Source organism: Ferrovibrio sp., from assembly GCF_041906005.1.
In the GTDB taxonomy this organism is placed as follows: domain Bacteria; phylum Pseudomonadota; class Alphaproteobacteria; order Ferrovibrionales; family Ferrovibrionaceae; genus Ferrovibrio.
In genome coordinates, this window is record NZ_JAYRJY010000003.1 from 42,678 (window position 1) to 63,603 (window position 20,926).

Below are 20,926 nucleotides of genomic sequence, written 5' to 3' on the forward strand. Positions count from 1 at the left end.
CCTGCTTCCCCGTTTCGTCTCGTTACTGCAACTTGCCGTCTTTCTTGGCGAGTTCGGTGAACTCGACCTCGATCGCGGCCAAGGCGTCTTGCGGGCTCTTCTCGCCGGCCACGGCAAGGCTCAGTTCGCGGCCAAGCACTTCCACCAGTTGCGGGGTGTAGGTGAAGACCGCGAAATTGTGGCTGGTGAGCAGGAGTTTCTTCAGCGCCGGATAATAGGGGTACTTGGCCAACACGTCCGGATCGTCGAACACGTCCGTGCGGGTCGGCGAACCGCCGGCAAGCGCGCGCTTCTTGGCGGTCTCCTTCGACTCGACCCATTTCAGGAAGGTCCAGGCCGCATCCGGATTCGGGCTCGATTTCGGAATGGCCCAGCCCCAGGCACCGTTCAAGCTGCCGCCTTTGTCAGGCGAGACGCCCGGCACCGGCATGATTTCGACCTTGCCGACAACGGCCGATTTCTTGGGGTCGTCATAGGATGTGCGGAAGAAGTTGTAGGTGATGTAGCTATAGGCCTTGCCCTGGGCCATCACGTTGAAAGCCTCGTCGAAGCCGAAGCTTGCCGAGCCGACGGGACCGTATTTGTTGATGGCGGTGGTGTATTGTTCCAGCGCCTTAACACCGGCCTCGGTGTTGAGCGTAGGCTTCCAATTGGCGTCGTGATACTCGCCGCCATTGGCAAAGAGATAGTTCGACCATTCCATGGCGATCGGATCAGGGCGCAGGCCCTGGTTGACCACGCCGTAAAAGCCATCCTTGGTGAAGAACTCGACCTGTTTGAGATACTCGTCCCAGGTCTGGGGGACGCGCAGGTCCATATTGTATTTGGCCTTGAAGCCGGCCTGGTTCTTCGCATCGGCCAGAAGATCGGTGCGATAGGTGAGACCCATCGCGTAATTGTAGAAAGGCAGCATATAGGTGGTGCCGTCGACCTTGCCGACCAGGTCCATCAACGCCGGCACATAGACGGACGTGTCGAAGTTGTCGGCCTTGATGCGCTCGTCGAGCGGCTGCATCCAGCCCGCCTTGGCAAACTCGCCGACCCAATAGAAATCGACCACGATGGCTGAATAGCTGCCCTTGGGCGCCACCAACTGCGGCACCAGTTTGGTGTGCATTTCGGCATAGTTGACCACTTCAAGATTGACGTCGATGCCGGTCTCCTTGGTGAATTCGGGCACCAGCGCCTTGACGTATTCAGTGTCCGGGACACCTTCCATCAGGATGTTCACTGTCTCGGCCGCGGCCGATCCGACAAAGCTCAGGGCCATTACCGAGCCCAGAAGCAGTTTCTTGAGCATGATCCAACCTCCCTTTTATAGGCCCCACGACAAGGCGCGCAGGCTCGTCATTTCAGGGCACCCAATGACAAGCCTTTGATCAGATATTTGCGCAGGAACGGCAGCAGCGCGAAGATCGGCAGCAACGAGACTACGGTCGCCGCGGCGAGCGGCGCGATCTCGACGCCGGCATGGGTTTCCATGCTGGCAAGACCGATCGGCAGGGTCTGGCTGTCGGCACCGCTCAAGACAAGCGCGAAGAGGAACTCATTCCAGCTGAGGATGAAACCGAGGAGACCGGCAGCGAGGATGCCGGGTGCCGCCACCGGCACAGCAATCTTGATGAAGGCCTGCCAGCGCGTGGCGCCGTCGATGCGCGCCGCTTCTTCAAGACTCGCCGAATCCCCTTCAAAGAACGAGACCAGCATCCAGGCAAGGAACGGCAAGCTGATGGTGAGATGCGACAAGATGAGACCCAAATGGGTCTGCATCAGGCCGGTACTGAAAAACAGGGTGAAGAGCGGCAGGACCAGGATGATCGGCGGCAGCATCTGGCTGGCCAACACACCGAGACGCAGGAAAGCGCCGCCCGTATTGAAGCGCGCGAAGGCATAGGCCATGGCCGTGGCCAGCGGCAAAGCAATGGCCGTCGAAGCCAGTGCCACGATCAGACTGTTCAGAAACCAGCGCTCAAACGGATATTTCGAGAAGATTTCGACATAGTTTTCGAGCCCCAGATGACCGATTTCGGGCGGAATCTTATAGGCGGTGAGCTTGTCGGTGAGGCTGACGCGCAAAATCCAGATCAGCGGCAGCAGAATGCACAGCGAGAAGATCGAAAGCACGATATGCGGAACGATATGGCGCCAGCCCCGTCGCATGATGTGCCTCAATCCATCCTGACGCCGCCGGTGACATTGAGCGCCTCGCCCGTGACGAAGCCGGCGAGATCGCTGGCCAGGAAAAGCACGGTCTTGGCGACGTCTTCCGGCTGCTCCAGGCGGCCCATCGGTGTCTGGTTGATATAGTCGTCGATCACCGCCTGGGGCGACATCTGCCGCAGCTTGGCCTCCCACTCGACTTCGCGGGATTGCATGCCGGTCTTGACGAAACCGGGGCACACGCAATTGACGCGGATGCCATGCGGCGCCATCTCGCGCGCCAGGGCCTGGGTGAAGCCGACCACCGCGAACTTGCTGGCCGAATAGTGCGCCAGCCATGGCGCACCCCATTTGCCGGCAAGGGACGCGGTATTGACGATGACGCCCTGGCGCTTCTCGGCCAGGAAATGCCGCACCGCTGCCTGGTTCGTGAGGAAGATGCCCTTGGCGTTGACGTCGAAATTGAAGTCCCAATCCTCGTCCGTGAGGTCGGTGACGAGTTTCATCGACGAGACGCCGGCATTCGCCGCAAGGACATCGTAACCACCAAAACGCTCAATGACGGTTACGAAGGCGGCGGTCACACTGGCGCGGTCGCGGACGTCGATCTTGAGACCGATATGCTGGTCACCCAGCCCCCTTGCGGCGGCAACGGCACCGGTTTCATCAAGATCGGCGATCGCCACACGCATGCCGGCAGCATGAAACTGGCGCGCGATCGCCAGCCCGATACCCGTAGCACCGCCGGTGACGATGGCACGCTTGCCCGCCAACTCCTTCAGCATCCCTATCACGCCTTTCGTTTTCGATCATTATAGATCGATTTCGATCATTAATACTGAAGCGAGTCCGCCTTGGCAAGTCCCGAGACTGGATTTTTCAACAATCGCCGCTACTATGATCGAAAATGATCATGTTGGTGCCCGATTCGAATGACCGCTAAAACTGCTGCCCCAGCGCGCGCGCAGATAACAATCCGCGATGGATTGCTGCGCGACTTTGTCGAACGCCGGGGATTTGCGACCGTCAGTGAGATTGCGGCTGAACTGGGCGTGTCGGAGATCACCGTGCGGCGCGACCTGACCCGGCTGGAAAGCCAGGGCCTGCTGGTGCGGACCCATGGCGGAGCGCTGGCCGGCAAGCTCAGTTCCGCCGAGAGCTTCGACAGCGACGAACCGACCTTCGAGGCAAGACGCCGGCGCAATGCCGACGCCAAGACCCGGATCGGCGTCGCCGCCGCCGCGCTGGTACGCCCGGGCGCCACGATCGGCATCGATGTCGGCACAACGACCTTGGAACTGGCGCGCCAGTTGGCGACGCGTGCCGATATCAAGATCTTCACCAACAATGTCCGCGCTGCGACTTTGCTGGCCGAGGGACCGGCCGCAGTCTACCTGCCAGGCGGCCAGTTGCGTGCCAAAGAACTGTCGGTCCACGGCTCAATCGCCATCGCTCAGTTGCGGCATTACTGGTTTGATCAGGCATTCATCGGCTTTTCAGGCCTGACCGACCAGGGCCTGTTCGACTATTCGCTGGAAGATACCGAGATCAAGCGCGTCTATATCGAGCGCGCCGCCCAGATCGTGGCGCTGTGCGATTCCTCGAAGTTCGGCCGCCTTTCCATGGCGCGTGTCGGCACGCTGGAGGAAATCGATACCCTCATCACCGACGCGCAGCCGCCTGCTGCCCTGCGCGATGCGCTGGAACAGGCCAATGTCTCGATCATCGTGGCAGAGGCGGCCGGCTCTGAGTGAAAGGACCTATCGCCGCGTGCGAACGAATAGAGCGCCCGCCAGCAGGACATTGAAGAGCGCCAAGCCGACGACGATCCCGAGTGCCGTATGGGCGCCCCAATATTCGATCATCAGGGCACCGACCGAAGGCGCCGCGGCCTGGGCCATCAGGCTGGGGCGGGCCAATTTGCCCATGATCGGCGCATAGTCGTCAGGGCCGAATAGGACCAGCGGCAAGGTTGCGCGCGCAATGGATTCCAGGCCGATGCCGGCACCGTAGAAGATCAGGGTCAGGAAGATAAAGGGCAGCCCGCCCCATAGCAGTCCAAGACCGATCGCCACCGCCGAGACCGAGGCCAGCTTGGTCCAGATCGGGTGATGGTATTTCCCGATCAGCATCTCGACGAAGCGAGCCCCGACCTGCGACGGACCGACCAAGGTGCCCAAGGCAACCGCGGCAGCGAGCGTGATATCCCGCGCCTGCAGGATAGTGAGCAGATGCACTGAAATCACGGTCGATACCGTCGAGCCGATCATGATGGTCGCCGCCAGCAGAAGGAAAGTCGAGCGGGTCGGCCGATATGCGGGAACATCTACGACCGTTGCATCGGCAGCATGCATTGAGAGGTTGCGCCTGGCCGATCCATGCGGCAGGGCGAAAAGATAGAGCGGCAGGCAGAGGCCGAGGTGAATGAGCGCATAGGTCGCGCAAGCTCCTCGCCAACCGAGTTCCGAGACCAGAAAGGCCGAAAAGGGCCAGCAGGCGGTGCTGGCAAAGCCGCCGAAGAGAGTGAGGCTCGCGATCATCGGTCGCGCACCCTGGCCGTAAATATGACCCAAGGTAGAAAAGGCCGGATCATAGAGCCCGGCACCCATGCCAAGGCCGATGATCAGCCAGGCTATGAGGAACACCGGCAAGCTTGGGGCAACAGACAGGCCGAACAGGCCAACAGCCAGCAGGGTTGCGCTGACGGCAAGGATCGGACGCCCGCCATATTGCCTGATCTTCCGGCCGATGAAAGGCGACGCCAGACCAGCCGTCAGCAGGCCCAGCGAAAGCCCGCCGACAACCCAGGACAGGGACCACCCCGTATCGTTGGCGATGGGCTCTGCGAGAACCGCGGGAAGATAATAGGAGGAACCCCAAGCGATGATCTGGGTCACGCCGAGAACCGGTACGACCAGACGTGGTGAGGTCTTTATGCGCGCCGCGTCTGTGATGTCCCTATTCAAGCAACCGCACCGCAACCGCATCCGGCCTTGCCGGCCGATTTGGCGACGACGTCGGCAACACAGCAGGCATTGCTTTCTAGCGGCGCCGGCCCGCCGCAGCAGCCGCTAGCGTCGGCGGCACTGTCGGTCGAACAGATCCCGGTCTCGGGCAGCACAAGATGGACGTCGTCCGCCGCTTTCATATCGCCGGCAAGAGCCGCCGCCACGGAGCGCGCCTGTTCATAGCCGGTCAGCAACAGGAAAGTTGGGGCCCGGCCATAGCTTTTGACACCGATCGTGTAGAAGCCGGGTTCGGGATGCGATGTTTCCTTATGCCCATGTGGCGGCACTGATCCGCAGGAATGCAGATTGGGATCGATCAGCGGTCCCAAAGCCTTCACCCCTTCCAGCCATGGATCAAGTTCCAGACGAAGTTCGCGCGTGATTTCCAGGTCTGGCCTCTGTCCTGTTGCGACAATGATCCTGTCCACTGGCGCCAATGCCCGTTCCCCGCTGCTTGTGGTTCCGACCAGCTGCAAGCCACCTGCTTGTTCGCGAAGCGCCGTCGCGGAAAAATCCGTTATGAGCTCGATTCGCCCCTGGTCAACCAATTGCTTCAGCCTGGTCCCAAGGGCGCCTCGTGCTTCAAGTTCATCGGCCGAGCCGCCGCCATAGATGCGGTCCATGTTCGTGCCGCGCACGACCCAGACCGCCTTCGTTGCCGATTCGGCCTCCGCCAGCCGGACGAGATCGAGCAACACATTGATCGCCGAATAGCCACCACCGACCACGGCCACGCGCCGGCCGGCATATTCTGCTCTGCCAGCGCCAAGCACGTCCGGCATGCCATAGGCGATGCGCTCCGCAAAGGCCGCCTCACCCTGGATCTTGAGGCCCGAGGCACCGAGCGGGTTCGGGTTCTGCCAAGTGCCGGATGCATCGATGACGGCTCTGGCGAGATCAACCCGCAGTTTGCCGGTCGTCGTCTCGACACGCAATTCGAACGGCTTGGTCTCGCGCCCTTTGCTCGTCACCTTATCGAGCCCGGCGCGCGAAATTGCGACGATTCTGGCGCCCGTTTCTATCTGGCCTTTGAGCTCGGGCAAATCAGCTAAGGGCTGCAGATAGTCGCGCACAATCTCTTCTCCCGTGGGGAGCGCGTCAGGTCGCTTCACGTTCCAGCCATGGCGCTCCAGCAGCCGGCGAGATGCCGTATCGACATTCTGCTCCCAAGTCGTGAAGACGCGGACATGGCCCCAATTGCGGATGTTGGCGCCGACGCTCGCGCCGGCCTCGTAGACCTTGAAGGGAAGGCCACGTTCCGCAAGATGCGCCGCGGCGGCCAAGCCAATCGGGCCCGCACCAATGATCGCGACCGGAAGTTTCTCGAGAGTGGTCATCTCGCATCTCCTCTATTTCCAACTTATTCGAAATATCTGGGTAAAAAAAAGCCGATCAGGCAGCCTTGCCTTTCGGCTTGCACTTAGCGTCCATGCAGCATTCGTCGACCAGGTAGCCGACTAGGTTTTGCATGGTCGGATAGTGCGCATGACATACCAAGGTCGTCCCTTGTCGCTCCTGATAGATGAGCCCGGCCGACATCAGATGGCGGATATGATGCGACAGGGTCGATGCCGCAATCTCCAGTTTTTCCTGGAGATCGCCGCAGGAGAGACCATCAGCGCCGGCCCGAACCAAGGCGCGATAAAGTTCGAGCCGGATCGGGTTGCCGAGGGACGATAATTGCTGAGCTGCTATTTCGATTTTCATGGAAATAGAGTGGCCATCCGACGCGCGTCCGTCAAGACGTATTTCAATAATTTTCGAAATAACCGCCTGTCGTTTCCGGCAGTCACGGAATCTTCACATTGATCGCCTTGACAGAATATCAACATTTCTATGATTATCGAATTATGGAAACGAAAAATGCAATTTCCGCCCTGTCCGCCCTCGCCCAGGAAACGCGGCTAGACGTGTTTCGCCTGCTCATGCAGTGCCTGCCGGACGGCATGCCGGCCGGCGATTTGGCGGAGAAATTCGGCGTACCGGCCAGTACCATGTCCACGCATCTCGCCATTCTGACGCGAGCGGGTCTGACGCGGTCTGATCGTGACGGCCGCACCATCTATTACGCAGCCGAATTGGACGGCATCAAGAGCCTGCTCGAGTTCCTGGTCAAGGATTGCTGCAACGGCAAGTCCAGAGACTGCAACAAGCTTCTAGCGGCAGCCCTGTCGCCCTGCTGTTCCTGAACCATCCGATCTTTGAGGTGCCATATGGCCGAGCGCGTCTATAACGTACTCTTTCTTTGCACGGGCAATTCGGCCCGCAGCATTCTGGCTGAGAGCATTCTCAACCGCGATGGCCAGGGCCGTTTCAGGGCCTTCAGCGCCGGCAGCCAGCCGAAGGGTGAGGTGCACCCATTCGCCATTAGCCTCCTCAGGAAGATGAACCATCCGATCGACGGATTGCGTTCCAAGAGCTGGGATGAATTTGCCGCCGACGGCGCGCCGATCATGGACTTCGTCTTTACGGTTTGCGACAACGCGGCCAATGAGGTCTGCCCCGTTTGGCCTGGTCAGCCGATGAGTGCCCATTGGGGGTTGCCGGATCCGGCGGCAGTAGAAGGCAGCGAGGCCGAGCGGCATCTTGCTTTTGCCGACACCTATCGACTGCTGGCCAATCGGATCGGCATCTTTACCAGCCTGCCGATGAAATCGCTGGACAGGCTCAGCCTGCAGAAGCGCCTCAGCGAAATCGGCCGGAATTTCACCCAAACAGCCTGACCCTTCGGGGCAATTGGAAGATCTGCCTGTGAACCTGTTTGAACGCTATCTGACGCTCTGGGTCGGTCTATGCATCATCGCCGGAATTGCCCTCGGCCATTTTCTGCCGACGGCTTTCCAGGCTATCGGGTCGGCCGAGATCGCCAAGGTCAACCTGCCGGTCGCACTCCTGATTTGGCTGATGATCATTCCGATGCTGATGAAGATCGACTTTGCGGCCCTCGCTCGCGTACGCGAACATTGGCGCGGCATCGGCGTCACCCTGTTCATCAACTGGGCAGTCAAGCCATTCTCCATGGCAGCCCTCGGCTGGCTCTTCATCAGTTGGCTATTCCGGCCCTATCTTCCCGCCGATCAGATCGACAGCTATGTCGCCGGGCTGATTCTGCTGGCGGCGGCGCCCTGCACGGCCATGGTCTTCGTCTGGAGCAATCTCTCCCAAGGCGAGCCGCATTTCACGCTGAGTCAGGTGGCGCTCAATGACACCATCATGGTTCTCGCCTTTGCACCCATTGTCGGGCTGCTCCTCGGCCTGTCAGCGATCACGGTGCCCTGGGATACCTTGCTGCTCTCGGTCGTCCTTTATATCGTCATTCCGGTAGCGATCGCCCAGTTGCTCCGCCGCGCTCTGCTCGGCACTGGCGGCGATCCGGCTCTGCAACGCATGTTGGCGGTGTTGCAGCCGATCTCGCTGCTGGCGCTCCTGACGACACTTGTCCTGCTGTTCGGTTTTCAGGGTGAGCAGATCATTGCACAGCCGGCAATCATCGCCTTGCTGGCAATCCCCATTCTCATCCAGGTCTATTTCAACGCCGGCCTTGCCTATCTCCTCAACCGATGGAGCGGCGAGGCGCATTGTGTGGCCGCACCTTCGGCGTTGATCGGAGCCAGCAATTTCTTCGAGCTTGCCGTGGCAACTGCCATCAGCCTGTTCGGCTTCCATTCAGGTGCCGCGCTGGCGACCGTCGTCGGCGTGTTGATTGAAGTGCCGGTGATGCTGTCGGTCGTCAAGATCGCCAATGCCAGCAAGAATTGGTACGAATGCGGCCCGGCCGTGCGCCGGAATGCATCCGCGACCTTGACGCGAGGATAGCTGGAGCTTCGGCCCAACTGCTCAGCTGCGATCGCCGAAATTGTATGAGAGAGAAACGATGCGGCGGGCCCGTTCCAGTACCGGCCGATCGATCATCATGCCATTCATCTGCACGGCACCGCCCTCGCCCGCCAATTCAATGACTTGGCGCGCCCACGCCAGGGCCTGTTGATCGGGCAGGAAGGCCTTCAAGGCCGGCGCGATCTGACGTGGATGAATCATCAGCTTGCCACCAAATCCAAGCGAGATGGCCCGTTCGGCATCTGCCTGCACGACATCTGGATCATCCAGCACAGTGGTGACGCCGTCGATGGGCGCAGCGAGGCCGGCAAGTCGCGACCTGAAGACGATTTCGCTGCGCGCCATCAGCAGTGAATCCCAGCTTGGATTGCAGCCAAGATCCACAGCGTAGTCCAGGGCGCCGAAGGCGACGATCGCCACGCCCGAAGCGCCCATGATTTCCGGCAAACTCGCCAGGCCTGCTGCTGTTTCGATCAATGGAATGATTGGCACGATGCGGCCGAGCCCTTCATGGACGGCTCTCACATCGACCGCTCCATTCGTCTTTGGCAACATGATCGCCGAGAAGGGCACGCCGCCTAGAGCTGCCAAATCCTCATCGAAACACGGGGAATCGCAGGCATTGATGCGGACGATCACCGGCAGGCCACGAATGTCATGCCTGCTGAGGTTGGCCCGTGCCAAGGCTTTGTGATCCGGCGATACCGCATCTTCCAGATCGAGGATCACCGCATCGGCACCACTTTGCGCGGCCTTGGCAAAGCGTTCCGGCCGGTCGCCCGGCACGAACAGGGGGACGATCGGGGGGTGGAAGTTGGCTACCATTTGACCTCTCCCTGCATATTGATCGGACCACCCGGCACCTGCGTCAGGCAATCCGCCTTCTCCCCATCAAATACGGCCCTCACGTCGAACGCCCTGCCAGCCACCAGCGGCGCCAGGCCGCGATAGCTGAAATGGCGCGGCGGAGCCGGTCGCTGCGATGCCGCGAGATTGAGCATCAGGGTCGCCTGCATGGGCCCATGGACGACCAGCCCCGCATAGCCCTCAACGGTGGTCGCATAGGGTTGATCATAATGAATGCGGTGCCCGTTGAAGGTGATGGCGGAATAGCGGAACAGCAGAGTTGTCGTCGGCTCGATCAGCCAGGATTCATGGCTTTCGCCACGGACCGGTTCTGCCTTTGCCATGGGAAGCGATGGTTCAAGTGACTTGGCGGCCGGCGACGGGGCCTCGCGGTAGACGATATTGTGCTGCTCCGAGATGGCAAGGCCGCGATCGGTGAAATATTCGTGCTGTACACCGACAAAGCACAGCGCACCGCTGCGGCCTTGCTTGAAATCGATGCTGGCAATGGTCGAGCGGCGGCGGACATGGTCACCGCTGCGCAATGGCGCCAGGAAATCGACATGACCGCCGGCCCACATGCGACGCGGCAGCGGCACAGGCGGCAGGAAGCCGCCTTTGGCCGGATGGCCATCAGGACCTAAATCACCGGCAGGTGCCAGGAACGGCGACAGGCACCAGTGAAAGCCAAGCGGCACTTCCTGGCCCGGCAGCTTGGCGAGATGAGGATCGAATGTCACCCGGTACTCGTCCAAGAGGCGCGGGGTGATGATGTCCGTTTCCTCGACGGATCTGCCGATCCAGGGCGTGAAATCAATGCTGTCCAATGACATGTCGGTACGCCCCCATACTTCTCAGAACGACCGCGGCAATTGCAGCACATGTTCCGAGAGATAAGAGAGGATGAGATTCGTTGAAATCGGCGCCACCTGATAGAGCCGGGTTTCGCGGAACTTGCGCTCGACATCGTACTCCTCGGCAAAGCCGAAGCCGCCGAAAGTCTGGATGCAAGCGTTGGCTGCCTCAAACGAGGCATCTGCCGCCAACATCTTGGCCATATTGGCTTCGGCGCCGCAATTGGCACCGGTTTCATAGAGGCGGATGCCCTCATGAACCATCAATTCGGCCGCCCGCATATTGGCGTAGGCACGCGCCAGCGGGAATTGAATGCCCTGGTTCTGACCGATCGGCCGGCCAAAGAGAGTGCGCTCCCGCGCATAGGCGGTCGCCTTGTCGAGGAACCACTTGGCGTCGCCGACGCATTCGGCTGCAATCAGCAGGCGCTCGGCGTTCATACCGGAAAGAATGTAGCGGAATCCTTTCCCTTCCTCACCCACCAGATTGGCGGCGGGCACGCGGACATTGTCGAAGAAGACTTCGGTGGTCGAATGATTCATCATCGTGCGGATCGGGCGGATCGTCAGGCCCTGCTGCCGCGCCGTGCGCATATCGAGGATGAAGACCGAGAGCCCTTCCGTGCGCTTTTCCACCTTGTCCTTTGGCGTCGTCCGCGCCAGCAGCAGCATCAGATCGGAATACTCGGCGCGGCTGGTCCAGATCTTCTGGCCGTTGATGACATAGTGGTCACCGTCGCGGACGGCGGTCGTGCGCAGGGAGGTGGTGTCCGATCCGCTGGTCGGCTCCGTCACGCCAAAGGCCTGCAATCGCAATTCACCCGCTGCGATGGGCGGCAGATAGGCCGCCTTCTGCGCGTCCGACCCGTGCCGCAGGACGGTTCCCATGATGTACATCTGCGCGTGACATGTGGCGCCATTGCAGCCAGCGTGCTGGATTTCTTCCAGAATTGCTGCCGCTGCGGATAGTGGCAGGCCAGCACCGCCGAACTCCTCCGGAATGAGCGCTGCCAGAAAGCCAGATTCCGTCAGGGCGCCGATGAATTCCTTCGGATAGGCCGCGTCGCGATCCAAACGGCGCCAGTATTCGCCCGGGAACTGTTCGCACAGCTTGCGGACCGAAGCGCGAATGTCACTGTGATTTACTTCGTTCTGTACCAAGAGAGAGACCCTTTGAATGTGCGGCCGTTAACGAGAAAGCGGCGGTCTAAACGATCAATTCCTCCAACCTCAGTTGCCGGACAGGGCGATCGTCGACCAATCCGAACACCGCTCCGATGAAGGCCTCGGCCTGCGCCGTGGAAATGTCGGCCGTCTCCATCAGGCCCAACGCCTTCTCCTTGAGATCAGCTGGCGTGACCGGATTGCCCGGATCACCTTTGCATTCGCGACGCGCCGTCCGCAGGCGCTGGCCATCCGTCGTTTCGACGCTGACAATGGTGCCCCAGGAATCCGGATAGGCAGCATCGACCTGCGCATCGGCATGCAACGTCACGCGATTGCGCAGATCCTTGACCGAGTCACGGCCGGCAGGTTCGAAAGATGACGGATCGACCTTGCCGGTCGCCAGGGCAATCGCCACGCAATGCTGAAGGGAAAATCGGGCGCCGTAAGGTTCGGTCGGCTCCGGGCGATCGCAGACATCAATGGCCGCCTGATAGGTCCCAACCTCAATCCGTGCCAGTTCTCGCCCGCCGATTTCGTGGTGGAGAGCAATGGCGGCGTCGATCGTGGGGTGCGTATGCCGACAGCAGGGCCAGGGCTTGATCGAAGTCTGCACCAATTGCCAATCCGCCGCCGGATCACGCAGCACTGCATCCGGATCCGGATCGGAGCACAGACCCTTGAAGAACCCCTTCTCACCTTCAAGAATGCGGGCCGGTCCGGTAAACCCCTCTTTCGCCAGCCGCGCGGCCATCAATCCGGCTTGGGCGCCGCGCGCGGTATGGAGATGCTTGCTCATCGCACCGGCGGCGAGGAATTCCCACAAACCGGCGGATTGGGTTCCGGCATTGCCGAGCGCCCAGACGGTCTGCTCGCGGTTGAGGTCGGCCAGTTGCGCCACGGCCATCGCCGACCCGAAGGGGCCACAGGTCGCCGTATTGTGCCAGACGCGGTAATGCTCCTTCCCGACCGCCATGCCGATTCGGCAACAGGCTTCATAGCCCGCAAGGATTGCTTGCAGAAATGCCCGCCCGTTCATGTCCGAGAGATGCGCATAGGCCCAGGCCGCCGGTATGACGACGCTGCCCGGATGCGTCACCGACGCGCGATGGAGGTCGTCCATCTCCAGGATATGCGACACGCCGCCCAGATAGAATGACATCTTGTCGACATCATCGAGCCGAAGTGGCGAGACCTTGGCGAGGATTTTGGCCGGCACCGAATTGCGCGCGCCGATAGCGCAGGCCAGTGTATCGAGGACGAACAAGGCCGCCTGGTCGAGATCGCGAGGCTTGATCGGCTTGCTCCTGATCAAGTCGACAAGGCCTTCCGTCAGGGTCATTGCGTCGCTCATGATACGTTCGCCACAGCAGCCGGGGTAAACTCGCGCCGCAAGGGCAAATCGTGCTCGCCCAGTTCCGGCACACGGCCCAACACCGGCCTGCCACCGTCCACGATCACAGGTGGCGCCAGCACTTCGACCTCGCCGGCCGGTGTCGCAATAGACAGGAAGGTGGCGCTTTCATGCTTCAGCAGATCGCCCATAGTCGAGACCATGCCGAAGGCGATCTTCGCTTCCGCCAACTTCTTCGTCACATGCTCGGCCGATTGCTGCGACAGGGTCTCCTGGATGCGGCTATCAAGCTCCGTCCGGTTGCACACGCGCTTGACGTTGCTGTCAAAGCGATCGTCCCGGTAGAGCGCTTCATCCCCCAGCACCTCAAGGCAAAACGTCTTCCACTCCCGCTCGCTCTGAATCGACAGCAGGATGTTACCGTTCTGCAGATGGAAGCTGCCATATGGTGCGATCGATGGATGCGCCAGACCAAGACGCGACGGTTCGCGTCCGCCATAGCGTCGGGTGAGATAAGGCACATTCATATAGTCGGCGATCGTGTCGAACAGCGACACCTGCAAATGCGATCCCTGACCGGTATGGCCACGCTTGATCAGCGCTTCGAGGATCGCGGCATAGGCAGCCTGTCCCGTGGTGATATCGCAGATCGAAATGCCGACACGGCTGGGGCCGGAAAGATCCGTGCCGGTAACATAAGCGAGGCCCACTTCAGCCTGCACCAGCAGATCATAGGCCTTTCTGAAATAGCTCGGCGTGCCCGGCGCGTAGCCACTGACGTCGCAGACGATCAGGCGCGGAAAGCGTGTACGCAGATCCTTGCTGCCAAGGCCTAACCGGTCGGTGGCACCGGGCGCCAAGTTCTGAATGAAGATATCCGCCTTGGCGATCATCGCCTCGACCAGAGCCAGATCCTCGGCCTTGGTGAGGTCGACGCGGCAGGATTCCTTGCCACGGTTCATCCAGACAAAATACGAAGACTGGCCCAACGCATAATCGTCATAGCCGCGCGCGAAATCACCTTCGGGCCGTTCCAGCTTGATTACCCGCGCACCGGCATCCGCCAGGCGCGAGGTCGCAATCGGGGCTGCCACCGCCTGTTCCAGCGCAACAACAAGTACGTCTTTCAGAGCGTGAGTCATAAGAGATCCGGCTACCATTTTCGCTCCTGAAACTCGCTGATCCGCCCATGAAGTCAAATAGGATTTCGCGATAAAACATATATGGAAACGTTAACTCGATAGGTTCTGAGCTGCACCCAGCGCCATAGCGCCCTGCTCTAGCAGGCATAGCAATTTGTTCATTGTCGCCACGCGCGGATGCGGTCCATTCTGTCGCTCGTCTGTTACGACCAACAAGCATCGAGACAGGTCCGGCAGCGTGGATGCGCCGCGGCAACTGCTTCGATCATCGAGGAAACATCCATGAAACAACACTTCATCAACGGCACCAGCCTTGCCAGCGCCGATGGCGACAGCATGCCGGTCCTGGCACCTGCGACCGGAGAGATCATCGAAACCATCAGCTGCGGCAAAGCCACCGATGTCGACCGTGCCGTCGCTGCCGCACGGGGCGCGTTCGACGGCCCCTGGGGCCGCCTGACCGCAACCGAACGCGGTCGTCTTCTCACGCGCCTGGGCGTGCGCATTCTTGACCATCTCGATGAACTCGCCCGGACCGAGGCGACAGATACCGGCAAACCGATGACGACGGCGCGCGTTGATATCGAGACGACGGCTCGCTATTTCGAGTTCTACGGCACTGCCGCCGACAAGGTGCATGGCGAGGTCATTCCGTTCATGGCCGGCTATACGGTGACGGTGGTTCATGAGCCCTTTGGCGTCACCGGGCATATCCTGCCCTGGAACTATCCGGCGCAGATGTTCGGGCGCTCGCTGGCACCGTCGCTCGCGATGGGCAACGCGGTTGTGCTGAAACCGGCCGAAGACGGGTGCCTTTCGGCACTGCGTATTGCGGAATTGGCGACCGAGATCGGGTTTCCGGATGGCAGCATCAATATCGTGACCGGACGCGGCAGCGAGGCAGGCGCGGCACTTGCCGGTCATCCCGGCATCGGCTTCCTCTCCTTCACCGGGTCGCCCGAAATCGGCCGGCTGGTACAGCAGGCGGCCGCCAACAACTATGTGCCCTGCACTTTGGAACTGGGTGGCAAATCGCCCCAGATCGTCTTCGAAGATGCCGATTTCGACGCTGCGATCCCAGTCGTCTGCAAGGCCATCGTGCAGAATACCGGCCAGACCTGTTCGGCCGGCAGCCGAGTACTGGTGCAAGAGAGCATCTACGACCGCTTCATAAGCGCACTCGCCGAGAGGTTCGCACAATTGCGCGCCGGCACGCCGGAAATGGATCTCGACTGCGGACCCGTCATCAATGCCAGGCAGCAGCAGCGCGTCCAGCGCTTCATCGACCTCGCCCGCCAGGACGGCATCGCCGTGATCGCTGAGGGCAGCATCGCCGCTGACGCGCCCAAGGGTGGTTTCTACATCAAACCGACCTTGTTCGGCCCGGTGCCGAGGGCCAATCGTCTGGCCTGCGATGAAGTATTCGGTCCGGTCCTCGCCGCCCTGCCGTTCAAGGATGAGGCTGATGCGGTGGCTCTTGCCAACGGCACCGATTATGGCCTCCTCGCCGGCGTTTGGACTCGCGATGGTGGCCGCCAGCAGCGCATGGCCAGGAAAATCCGCGCCGGCCAGGTCTATATCAACGGCTATGGTGCCGGTGGTGGTGTCGAGCTTCCCTTCGGCGGTACCGGCAAGAGCGGTCATGGTCGCGAGAAGGGCTTCCTGGCGCTGCACGAATTCGCAGCGACCAAGACGATCGTCAATCGGCACGGCTGAGCCATGGCGCGGGAGCGGCCGGATGTGCCGCTCCCCCTTCATCAGTGCACCGCGGCATACATGATGTTTTCTTCAGTCGCTTCCTCAACGGCGAATTCCTCCACGATGCGGCCCTGGCGCGACACGAGGATGCGGTCCGCCAGATTGAGGATTTCCGGCAGATAAGACGAAATCACGACGACGGCGATGCCCGATTCCGCGAGATCCTTGATGATCTGGTGAAGTTCGGCAATCGCACCCACATCGACACCGCGCGTCGGTTCATCAAAGATGACGACGCGCGGCTTTTGCACCAGCGAGCGGGCAATCACCACTTTCTGCTGATTTCCGCCGGAGAGTTCGATGACCCGGGCCGAACTGTCGATCGCCCGCACTTTCAGGGTCGTTGTCCATTCCTTGGCAAGATTGAGCATTTCTGAGCGGCTGACGATCATGCTTTTGTTGAGGTCTGCGGACAGCAGGCTCGTATAGATGTTCTCAGCAATCGACATGGTTTCGAAGAAACCTTCGATTTTGCGATCTTCAGTCACATAGACGATGCCACTTTTGACCGCCGGGCGCGGCACACGGAAACGCACGGCCTTGCCGTCCAGCCGCACCTCTCCGCCATGAAACAGGTCGCGCTTGACGACACCGGCGATGATCTTGGCCGTTTCCGTACGGCCCGAACCGATAAGACCGAAGATGCCGGTGATCTGCCCGCTATAGATGGAGAAGGAGGTGTTGCGCACCATCCGCCCCATCGACAGGTTCTGGATGCTCAACACCTTGCGGCCATAGGGACGCGCCTGCCGCTTGCCTGCGCCGCCACCATAGAGTTCGTCGGACAAAGTGCGTCCGACCATGGCGCGAATGATCATGTCGCGGTCGAATTTCTTGGCATCATCGGTAATGATATGCTGCCCGTCGCGCAGAATGGTGATGCGGTCAGAGATCGCCAACGCCTCTTCCAGCGCATGGGAAATGAAGATGATCGAGACGCCGCTCTTCTTCAGGCGGTCGACCAGCGCGAAGAAATGGTGTTTCTCCTCCGGCGTCAATGTTGCCGTCGGTTCATCGAAGATGATGACCTTGGCCTTGTGATGAACGGCACGGGCGATTTCGACCATCTGCTTCTGCGCCGCACCCAGCGCTGAGACGTTCATGGTCGGATCGACGGCGAAGTTCAGCGATTGCAGAAATTGCTGCGCCGCGATGTAAATGCCGCGCAATCTGTTGAGAAACTTCTCATTCCCCAGATAGATATTCTGCGCTACGGTCAATGAGGGAATGAGGCTCGTTTCCTGGAACACCATGGCAATGCCGTGGCGGAGTGCTTCGGCAGGGTTGGCGAAGGAAACAGCCCGGCCGCCGAACATCATCTCGCCTCTGGTGATCTCGGTGACGCCGGCGATCATCTTGGTGAGGGTCGATTTCCCCGCGCCGTTCTCACCAAGAAGCGCGTGCACCTCGCCCGGCATCAGTGAAAAGCTCACGTCCCGCAGGGCTGGAACACCATGGTATTCCTTGGAGACAGCCTTCATCTCAAGCAATGGCTGCATGTTCATGGCTGCACCGTCGCGACATCGCATTTCAATACTTCGTCACCGCCTTTGCTCGACAGCCATAGGGCGCCACCCATTTCAACCGCGCTGGTGATTCCGTGCCGTCGGCCCGCGGCGCGGCTATGGAGGCTGCGGAGCGCTTCAAATTGCCTATCGAGTTCGACGACCAGTCCGTAGGAGCGCGTCGGCGCCCATGGCTTGAGGATGCCCATCTGCTTAAGCGCGCCGCCCTGCATCGGTTCCTGGAAAGAGATGCCACTGCGCAAGGCCGGGGCGATCCACAGCTCCGACGGCACTTCCGCCATCATGGCATTGCGATATTTTCGTTCCCGCAGAACGAATTCGATCAGCTGGCTGCGCGGCGCAAAGACGGTAAGCCAGGCACCGCCACGACTGGAGGAAGAGATACGGGAGGGATAGCCCGGAAGATCGTCAAGCACGACCTCGGAGCGGCCGTTGGCGATATCGATGCGGAGGAGGCGCTTCCCCCAGCTTTCGCTGATCACAACATGTCGTCCGCCGGACTCGATAAAGATCCCATTTGGATAGGCCAGATTGCCGGCAACCTTCTTGGCATGGCCGGTCGCAAGATCAAAGCGCCAGAGCGAGCCAGACCGCCCGCCCATCAGCAGGTCACGCTGCCACGCGGCGATCGGATTTTCGGCAGAGCCGATACAGACCAGCAGGGTCAAGGGATCGAGGAACGCCAGGGCTGTGACAGAGGCCCGTGGCTGTTCGCCGGCCTTGCCGAGCACGCGCCCCACCGCGCCGCCGAAGAACCGGATCTCACCGCTGGCGGTCGCTACCGCCAAATGTTCGGCGCCGCCCGTGGCCATAGCCGTGACCGGTCCATCGAAACGTTGCAGGACCTCGGTTCGACCGGCGGCCGGATCGATCTTGAGCAATTCGGCGCCGCTGGAGCAGACAAGTGCGCCATCGTGGAACAACAGATTGTCCGGCTCGGTCAACATGGCGACGGATTGCGCTTCGTCGAGCAGATTGTTCGGTTTCAGCGCGCCGTCCATCGGCGGCACGGTCACCGAGGCATCGCCGCGCCCGAGGAAGCGATCAAGACAAGCGTTGAGAGCTTGGACGATCATGGCTGCCCCCAATAGGTCTGCGGGCCGGTCCAGTTCGGATCGGCATCGGGCAGGCGATAGCGACCAATGCGATTGTTGGCGATACCACCCAGATAGAGCCAGCCGCGATGCTCGCGCATTGAGGTGATCATCGGATGATTGGCGCCGCCAATATCCCAGAGCGATTCAAGCACCTCGCCCTTGTCGTTGAAACGGACAACACAGCCGGTATTGAGGTTGGGATAGAGCCATTCATCCGGCGCGATTCGGCGTGCCATGCGACGGCGGAAATCCGGCATGCGCAGGGCAACGTCCAGGGCCGGCGAGCGCATGCCGAGCAAGGCCAGCCAGTAGGTCCCGTCGGAGCCACGGTTGATGTTGTCCGGATAGCCCGGCAGATTGTCGAGCACTACTTCGACCTTGCCCGCTTTCGGCCCGTCAAACCAGTAGCGGCTGACGCGGCAGGCCCAGCTCTCCGCAAACAGGATCGACTGCTTATCGTAGGACAGGCAAATGCCGTTGGGGAAGATCAGGCCACGGAGGACCGTCTTCGTCTGGCCGTTGCGCGGGTCATAGCAGATGATGCGACCATTGCCGCGGCTTTCCAGGGCATCGACCGGCCAGCTATGCATTTCATAGCGGATAGTCGCTTCACTGAAGAAGATGCGGCCGTCCGGCGCGATGTCGAGATCGTCAGCGAGCCGCAGCCGTGAATCGTCGATGATGGAAAGGAGCGAGCGGTTCGTCTCGTCCGTGACCTTGCTGACCGTCCGGTCACGCGCCACCTTGTAGAGACCCATTCCGCCCACACAAACGAGCAGATTCTGATCGCGATCGATCGACATGCCGAGTGGCTGGCCGCCGATATGCGCATAGATTTCATGCTTCTCATAGGTCGGCGCAAAGAAGCGGACTATGTCACCATGCCGGGTGCCGCAATAGAGATTGTCATCGGCGTCGAGGATCACATCCTCCGGCGCCTCGACCTGGCCCAAGCCGATGATTTCGACCTGACGCAGCCGGTCATTGACTGCAAAGGGCGATCCCGACCCGGGCACGGTGGAGGCCGGCTTGGGCAATTCGATATAGGCCGGCGAGACATAGACCTTGGACAGGATCTTGTCGCGATTCTTCAGCCACCTCACATCAACAAAGACGGCGAAGATCAGCGTCAGCCCCAGGACCATCGGGCCTGAGCCGCTGTTGAGGCCGAGCCTGATCACGCCATTGGTCATCAGCAGGACCGTAACGGCGCCGATCATCGCCTTGGCAATCGACCCACGACCGCCGCCCAGGCTGTTACCGCCCAGAACCACGGCCGTGAGTGCCGCGATTTCAAGACCCATGCCGGTATCTGTGCCCGCGCCGCCCAGGCGTGCTGCATAGAGGAGGCCACCGAGGCCGCACAGCATGCCGGATATCACATAAGTGGCGCAGACGGTGCGACGCACCGAGATACCGATATTGTGCGCCGAGCGCCGCGACCCGCCGATGGCCATGGCGCGCCAGCCGGGCCGGCTGCGCGTGAGCAGGATATGGCCGATGAGGGTCAGGACGACGAGGACGATGAAGCTGAATGGGAAGCCAAGGATGCTGCCCATCCCCATGTAATCCCAGGTATCGGACTGGACGAAGGCCACGGACATGTCCTGGGCATAGCGCAGCAGCAGCATGTCGACGATGGCGCGGACGATGATGAGCGTCACCAGAGTCGTCAGAAACGCACGCAGGCGCAGATAGCCGACCAGGATGCCGTTGACCAGCCCGACCGTGCCGCAGATGAGGATGACGACGGGGATGACAAATCCGATCGGCCAGCCAGCCAGATTGAGCAAGGCCAGAGCCACGAAATTTCCCAGCGCGAAATTCGAACCGACGCTGAGGTCGATACCGCCGCCGATCAGGACCGTCATCATGGCGAGGCAGACCAGGGCGAATTCGCCGAGCTGGCGCGCATTGATCGCGAGATTGCCGGCCGTGAAGAAATTGGGAATGAGACTGCCGAAGACGGCGATCACCAGCAGGAGAACCATGAATGGAATCGCGTTATCGATCCATTTCTTCGACAGAATTTCACCGATGATATGGTCCGGGATCAGGCGATAGCGCCATTTCACCAGACTGCTGGAAGCGGCCAAAGCGGACTTTCCCTTATTCTTCTAACGGTACCAAGGCGGGATAGAAAAGAGGGGCGGCCGCCAGAGACGGCCGCCCGCAGGACA

General features: G+C 60.8%; 19 protein-coding genes. 5 read left to right on the forward strand and 14 right to left on the reverse strand.

Annotation, left to right across the window (positions count from 1 at the left end):
* Positions 1–22: 22 nt before the first annotated feature.
* The 3 genes from ACE3OO_RS19345 to ACE3OO_RS19355 are packed head-to-tail and all read right to left on the reverse strand — an operon-like array spanning position 23 to position 2,945.
* Entirely contained in the window at positions 23–1,300 is a 1,278-nt protein-coding gene (locus tag ACE3OO_RS19345; protein WP_374305537.1) for a sugar ABC transporter substrate-binding protein, read from the reverse strand.
* A gap of 47 nt (positions 1,301–1,347) precedes the next feature.
* Complete coding sequence (locus ACE3OO_RS19350; protein ID WP_374305539.1) at positions 1,348–2,160, reverse strand: carbohydrate ABC transporter permease; 813 nt, start codon at positions 2,158–2,160, stop codon at positions 1,348–1,350.
* Positions 2,161–2,168: 8 nt separating this feature from the next.
* A complete protein-coding gene (locus ACE3OO_RS19355; protein WP_374305541.1) occupies positions 2,169–2,945 on the reverse strand; it encodes an SDR family NAD(P)-dependent oxidoreductase in 777 nt (258 codons plus the stop codon).
* Positions 2,946–3,092: 147 nt separating this feature from the next.
* Between ACE3OO_RS19355 and ACE3OO_RS19360 the strand changes: the two genes are divergently transcribed.
* Positions 3,093–3,914 (forward strand): DeoR/GlpR family DNA-binding transcription regulator, encoded by an 822-nt coding sequence (locus ACE3OO_RS19360; protein WP_374305543.1) that lies wholly within the window; start codon positions 3,093–3,095, stop codon positions 3,912–3,914.
* A 6-nt stretch (positions 3,915–3,920) separates the two neighbouring features.
* On the opposite strand, the gene ACE3OO_RS19365 is transcribed toward ACE3OO_RS19360, so the two are convergent.
* From ACE3OO_RS19365 to ACE3OO_RS19375, 3 genes are all read right to left on the reverse strand, one after another.
* Positions 3,921–5,057 carry an MFS transporter gene (locus tag ACE3OO_RS19365; protein ID WP_374305545.1) on the reverse strand — a complete coding sequence of 379 codons (1,137 nt, stop codon included), beginning with the start codon at positions 5,055–5,057 and terminating at the stop codon, positions 3,921–3,923.
* 65 nt (positions 5,058–5,122) lie between these two features.
* On the reverse strand, positions 5,123–6,505 hold the full coding sequence (locus tag ACE3OO_RS19370) for an FAD-dependent oxidoreductase (protein ID WP_374305547.1): 1,383 nt from the start codon (positions 6,503–6,505) through the stop codon (positions 5,123–5,125).
* A gap of 55 nt (positions 6,506–6,560) precedes the next feature.
* Complete coding sequence (locus tag ACE3OO_RS19375; RefSeq protein WP_374305549.1) at positions 6,561–6,875, reverse strand: ArsR/SmtB family transcription factor; 315 nt, start codon at positions 6,873–6,875, stop codon at positions 6,561–6,563.
* 98 nt (positions 6,876–6,973) lie between these two features.
* Between ACE3OO_RS19375 and ACE3OO_RS19380 the strand changes: the two genes are divergently transcribed.
* Genes ACE3OO_RS19380 through arsB form a run of 3 tightly spaced genes read left to right on the forward strand, consistent with a single transcriptional unit; the run spans position 6,974 to position 8,984 of the window.
* Positions 6,974–7,357, forward strand: a complete 384-nt coding sequence (locus ACE3OO_RS19380; protein WP_374305551.1) for an ArsR/SmtB family transcription factor — start codon at positions 6,974–6,976, stop codon at positions 7,355–7,357.
* Between the two features lie 24 nt (positions 7,358–7,381).
* Positions 7,382–7,891, forward strand: a complete 510-nt coding sequence (locus tag ACE3OO_RS19385; protein WP_374305553.1) for an arsenate reductase ArsC — start codon at positions 7,382–7,384, stop codon at positions 7,889–7,891.
* Positions 7,872–8,984: an ACR3 family arsenite efflux transporter gene (gene arsB, locus ACE3OO_RS19390; protein WP_374305607.1), complete on the forward strand. Its 1,113-nt coding sequence runs from the start codon at positions 7,872–7,874 to the stop codon at positions 8,982–8,984. Before ACE3OO_RS19385 ends, arsB begins: the two co-directional genes overlap by 20 nt.
* A 21-nt stretch (positions 8,985–9,005) precedes the next feature.
* Here the strand turns inward: arsB and ACE3OO_RS19395 are convergent, their stop codons facing one another.
* Genes ACE3OO_RS19395 through ACE3OO_RS19415 form a run of 5 tightly spaced genes read right to left on the reverse strand, consistent with a single transcriptional unit; the run spans position 9,006 to position 14,383 of the window.
* Complete coding sequence (locus tag ACE3OO_RS19395) at positions 9,006–9,830, reverse strand: CoA ester lyase (protein WP_374305555.1); 825 nt, start codon at positions 9,828–9,830, stop codon at positions 9,006–9,008.
* Entirely contained in the window at positions 9,824–10,684 is an 861-nt protein-coding gene (locus ACE3OO_RS19400; RefSeq protein WP_374305557.1) for a MaoC family dehydratase N-terminal domain-containing protein, read from the reverse strand. The genes ACE3OO_RS19395 and ACE3OO_RS19400 overlap by 7 nt, the downstream gene beginning before the upstream one ends.
* A gap of 21 nt (positions 10,685–10,705) precedes the next feature.
* The gene (locus tag ACE3OO_RS19405; protein WP_374305559.1) at positions 10,706–11,866 is read right to left on the reverse strand and encodes an acyl-CoA dehydrogenase family protein; all 1,161 of its coding nucleotides are present in this window, start codon (positions 11,864–11,866) and stop codon (positions 10,706–10,708) included.
* A gap of 46 nt (positions 11,867–11,912) precedes the next feature.
* Positions 11,913–13,223 (reverse strand): MmgE/PrpD family protein, encoded by a 1,311-nt coding sequence (locus ACE3OO_RS19410; protein ID WP_374305561.1) that lies wholly within the window; start codon positions 13,221–13,223, stop codon positions 11,913–11,915.
* Entirely contained in the window at positions 13,220–14,383 is a 1,164-nt protein-coding gene (locus tag ACE3OO_RS19415) for a CaiB/BaiF CoA transferase family protein (protein WP_374305563.1), read from the reverse strand. The genes ACE3OO_RS19410 and ACE3OO_RS19415 overlap by 4 nt, the downstream gene beginning before the upstream one ends.
* A 159-nt stretch (positions 14,384–14,542) precedes the next feature.
* On the opposite strand from ACE3OO_RS19415, the gene ACE3OO_RS19420 reads away from it, so the two are divergent.
* On the forward strand, positions 14,543–16,081 hold the full coding sequence (locus tag ACE3OO_RS19420; RefSeq protein ID WP_374305565.1) for an aldehyde dehydrogenase family protein: 1,539 nt from the start codon (positions 14,543–14,545) through the stop codon (positions 16,079–16,081).
* A 41-nt stretch (positions 16,082–16,122) separates the two neighbouring features.
* On the opposite strand, the gene ACE3OO_RS19425 is transcribed toward ACE3OO_RS19420, so the two are convergent.
* Genes ACE3OO_RS19425 through ACE3OO_RS19435 form a run of 3 tightly spaced genes read right to left on the reverse strand, consistent with a single transcriptional unit; the run spans position 16,123 to position 20,842 of the window.
* A complete protein-coding gene (locus tag ACE3OO_RS19425) occupies positions 16,123–17,628 on the reverse strand; it encodes a sugar ABC transporter ATP-binding protein (protein WP_374305567.1) in 1,506 nt (501 codons plus the stop codon).
* Entirely contained in the window at positions 17,625–18,725 is a 1,101-nt protein-coding gene (locus ACE3OO_RS19430) for a hypothetical protein (RefSeq protein ID WP_374305569.1), read from the reverse strand. Before ACE3OO_RS19430 ends, ACE3OO_RS19425 begins: the two co-directional genes overlap by 4 nt.
* A complete protein-coding gene (locus ACE3OO_RS19435; protein ID WP_374305571.1) occupies positions 18,722–20,842 on the reverse strand; it encodes an ABC transporter permease in 2,121 nt (706 codons plus the stop codon). The genes ACE3OO_RS19430 and ACE3OO_RS19435 overlap by 4 nt, the downstream gene beginning before the upstream one ends.
* Positions 20,843–20,926 lie beyond the last annotated feature (84 nt).

Coding starts and splice junctions, on each gene's coding strand:
- ACE3OO_RS19395 (WP_374305555.1), bottom strand. CDS start 9,830: ATGGTAGCCAACTTCCACCCCCCGATCGTCCCCCTGTTCGTGCCGGGC.
- ACE3OO_RS19360 (WP_374305543.1), top strand. CDS start 3,093: ATGACCGCTAAAACTGCTGCCCCAGCGCGCGCGCAGATAACAATCCGC.
- ACE3OO_RS19355 (WP_374305541.1), bottom strand. CDS start 2,945: ATGCTGAAGGAGTTGGCGGGCAAGCGTGCCATCGTCACCGGCGGTGCT.
- ACE3OO_RS19420 (WP_374305565.1), top strand. CDS start 14,543: ATGCGGTCCATTCTGTCGCTCGTCTGTTACGACCAACAAGCATCGAGA.
- ACE3OO_RS19370 (WP_374305547.1), bottom strand. CDS start 6,505: ATGACCACTCTCGAGAAACTTCCGGTCGCGATCATTGGTGCGGGCCCG.
- ACE3OO_RS19410 (WP_374305561.1), bottom strand. CDS start 13,223: ATGAGCGACGCAATGACCCTGACGGAAGGCCTTGTCGACTTGATCAGG.
- ACE3OO_RS19415 (WP_374305563.1), bottom strand. CDS start 14,383: ATGGTAGCCGGATCTCTTATGACTCACGCTCTGAAAGACGTACTTGTT.
- ACE3OO_RS19350 (WP_374305539.1), bottom strand. CDS start 2,160: ATGCGACGGGGCTGGCGCCATATCGTTCCGCATATCGTGCTTTCGATC.
- ACE3OO_RS19375 (WP_374305549.1), bottom strand. CDS start 6,875: ATGAAAATCGAAATAGCAGCTCAGCAATTATCGTCCCTCGGCAACCCG.
- ACE3OO_RS19430 (WP_374305569.1), bottom strand. CDS start 18,725: ATGATCGTCCAAGCTCTCAACGCTTGTCTTGATCGCTTCCTCGGGCGC.
- ACE3OO_RS19425 (WP_374305567.1), bottom strand. CDS start 17,628: ATGAACATGCAGCCATTGCTTGAGATGAAGGCTGTCTCCAAGGAATAC.
- ACE3OO_RS19345 (WP_374305537.1), bottom strand. CDS start 1,300: ATGCTCAAGAAACTGCTTCTGGGCTCGGTAATGGCCCTGAGCTTTGTC.
- ACE3OO_RS19385 (WP_374305553.1), top strand. CDS start 7,382: ATGGCCGAGCGCGTCTATAACGTACTCTTTCTTTGCACGGGCAATTCG.
- ACE3OO_RS19400 (WP_374305557.1), bottom strand. CDS start 10,684: ATGTCATTGGACAGCATTGATTTCACGCCCTGGATCGGCAGATCCGTC.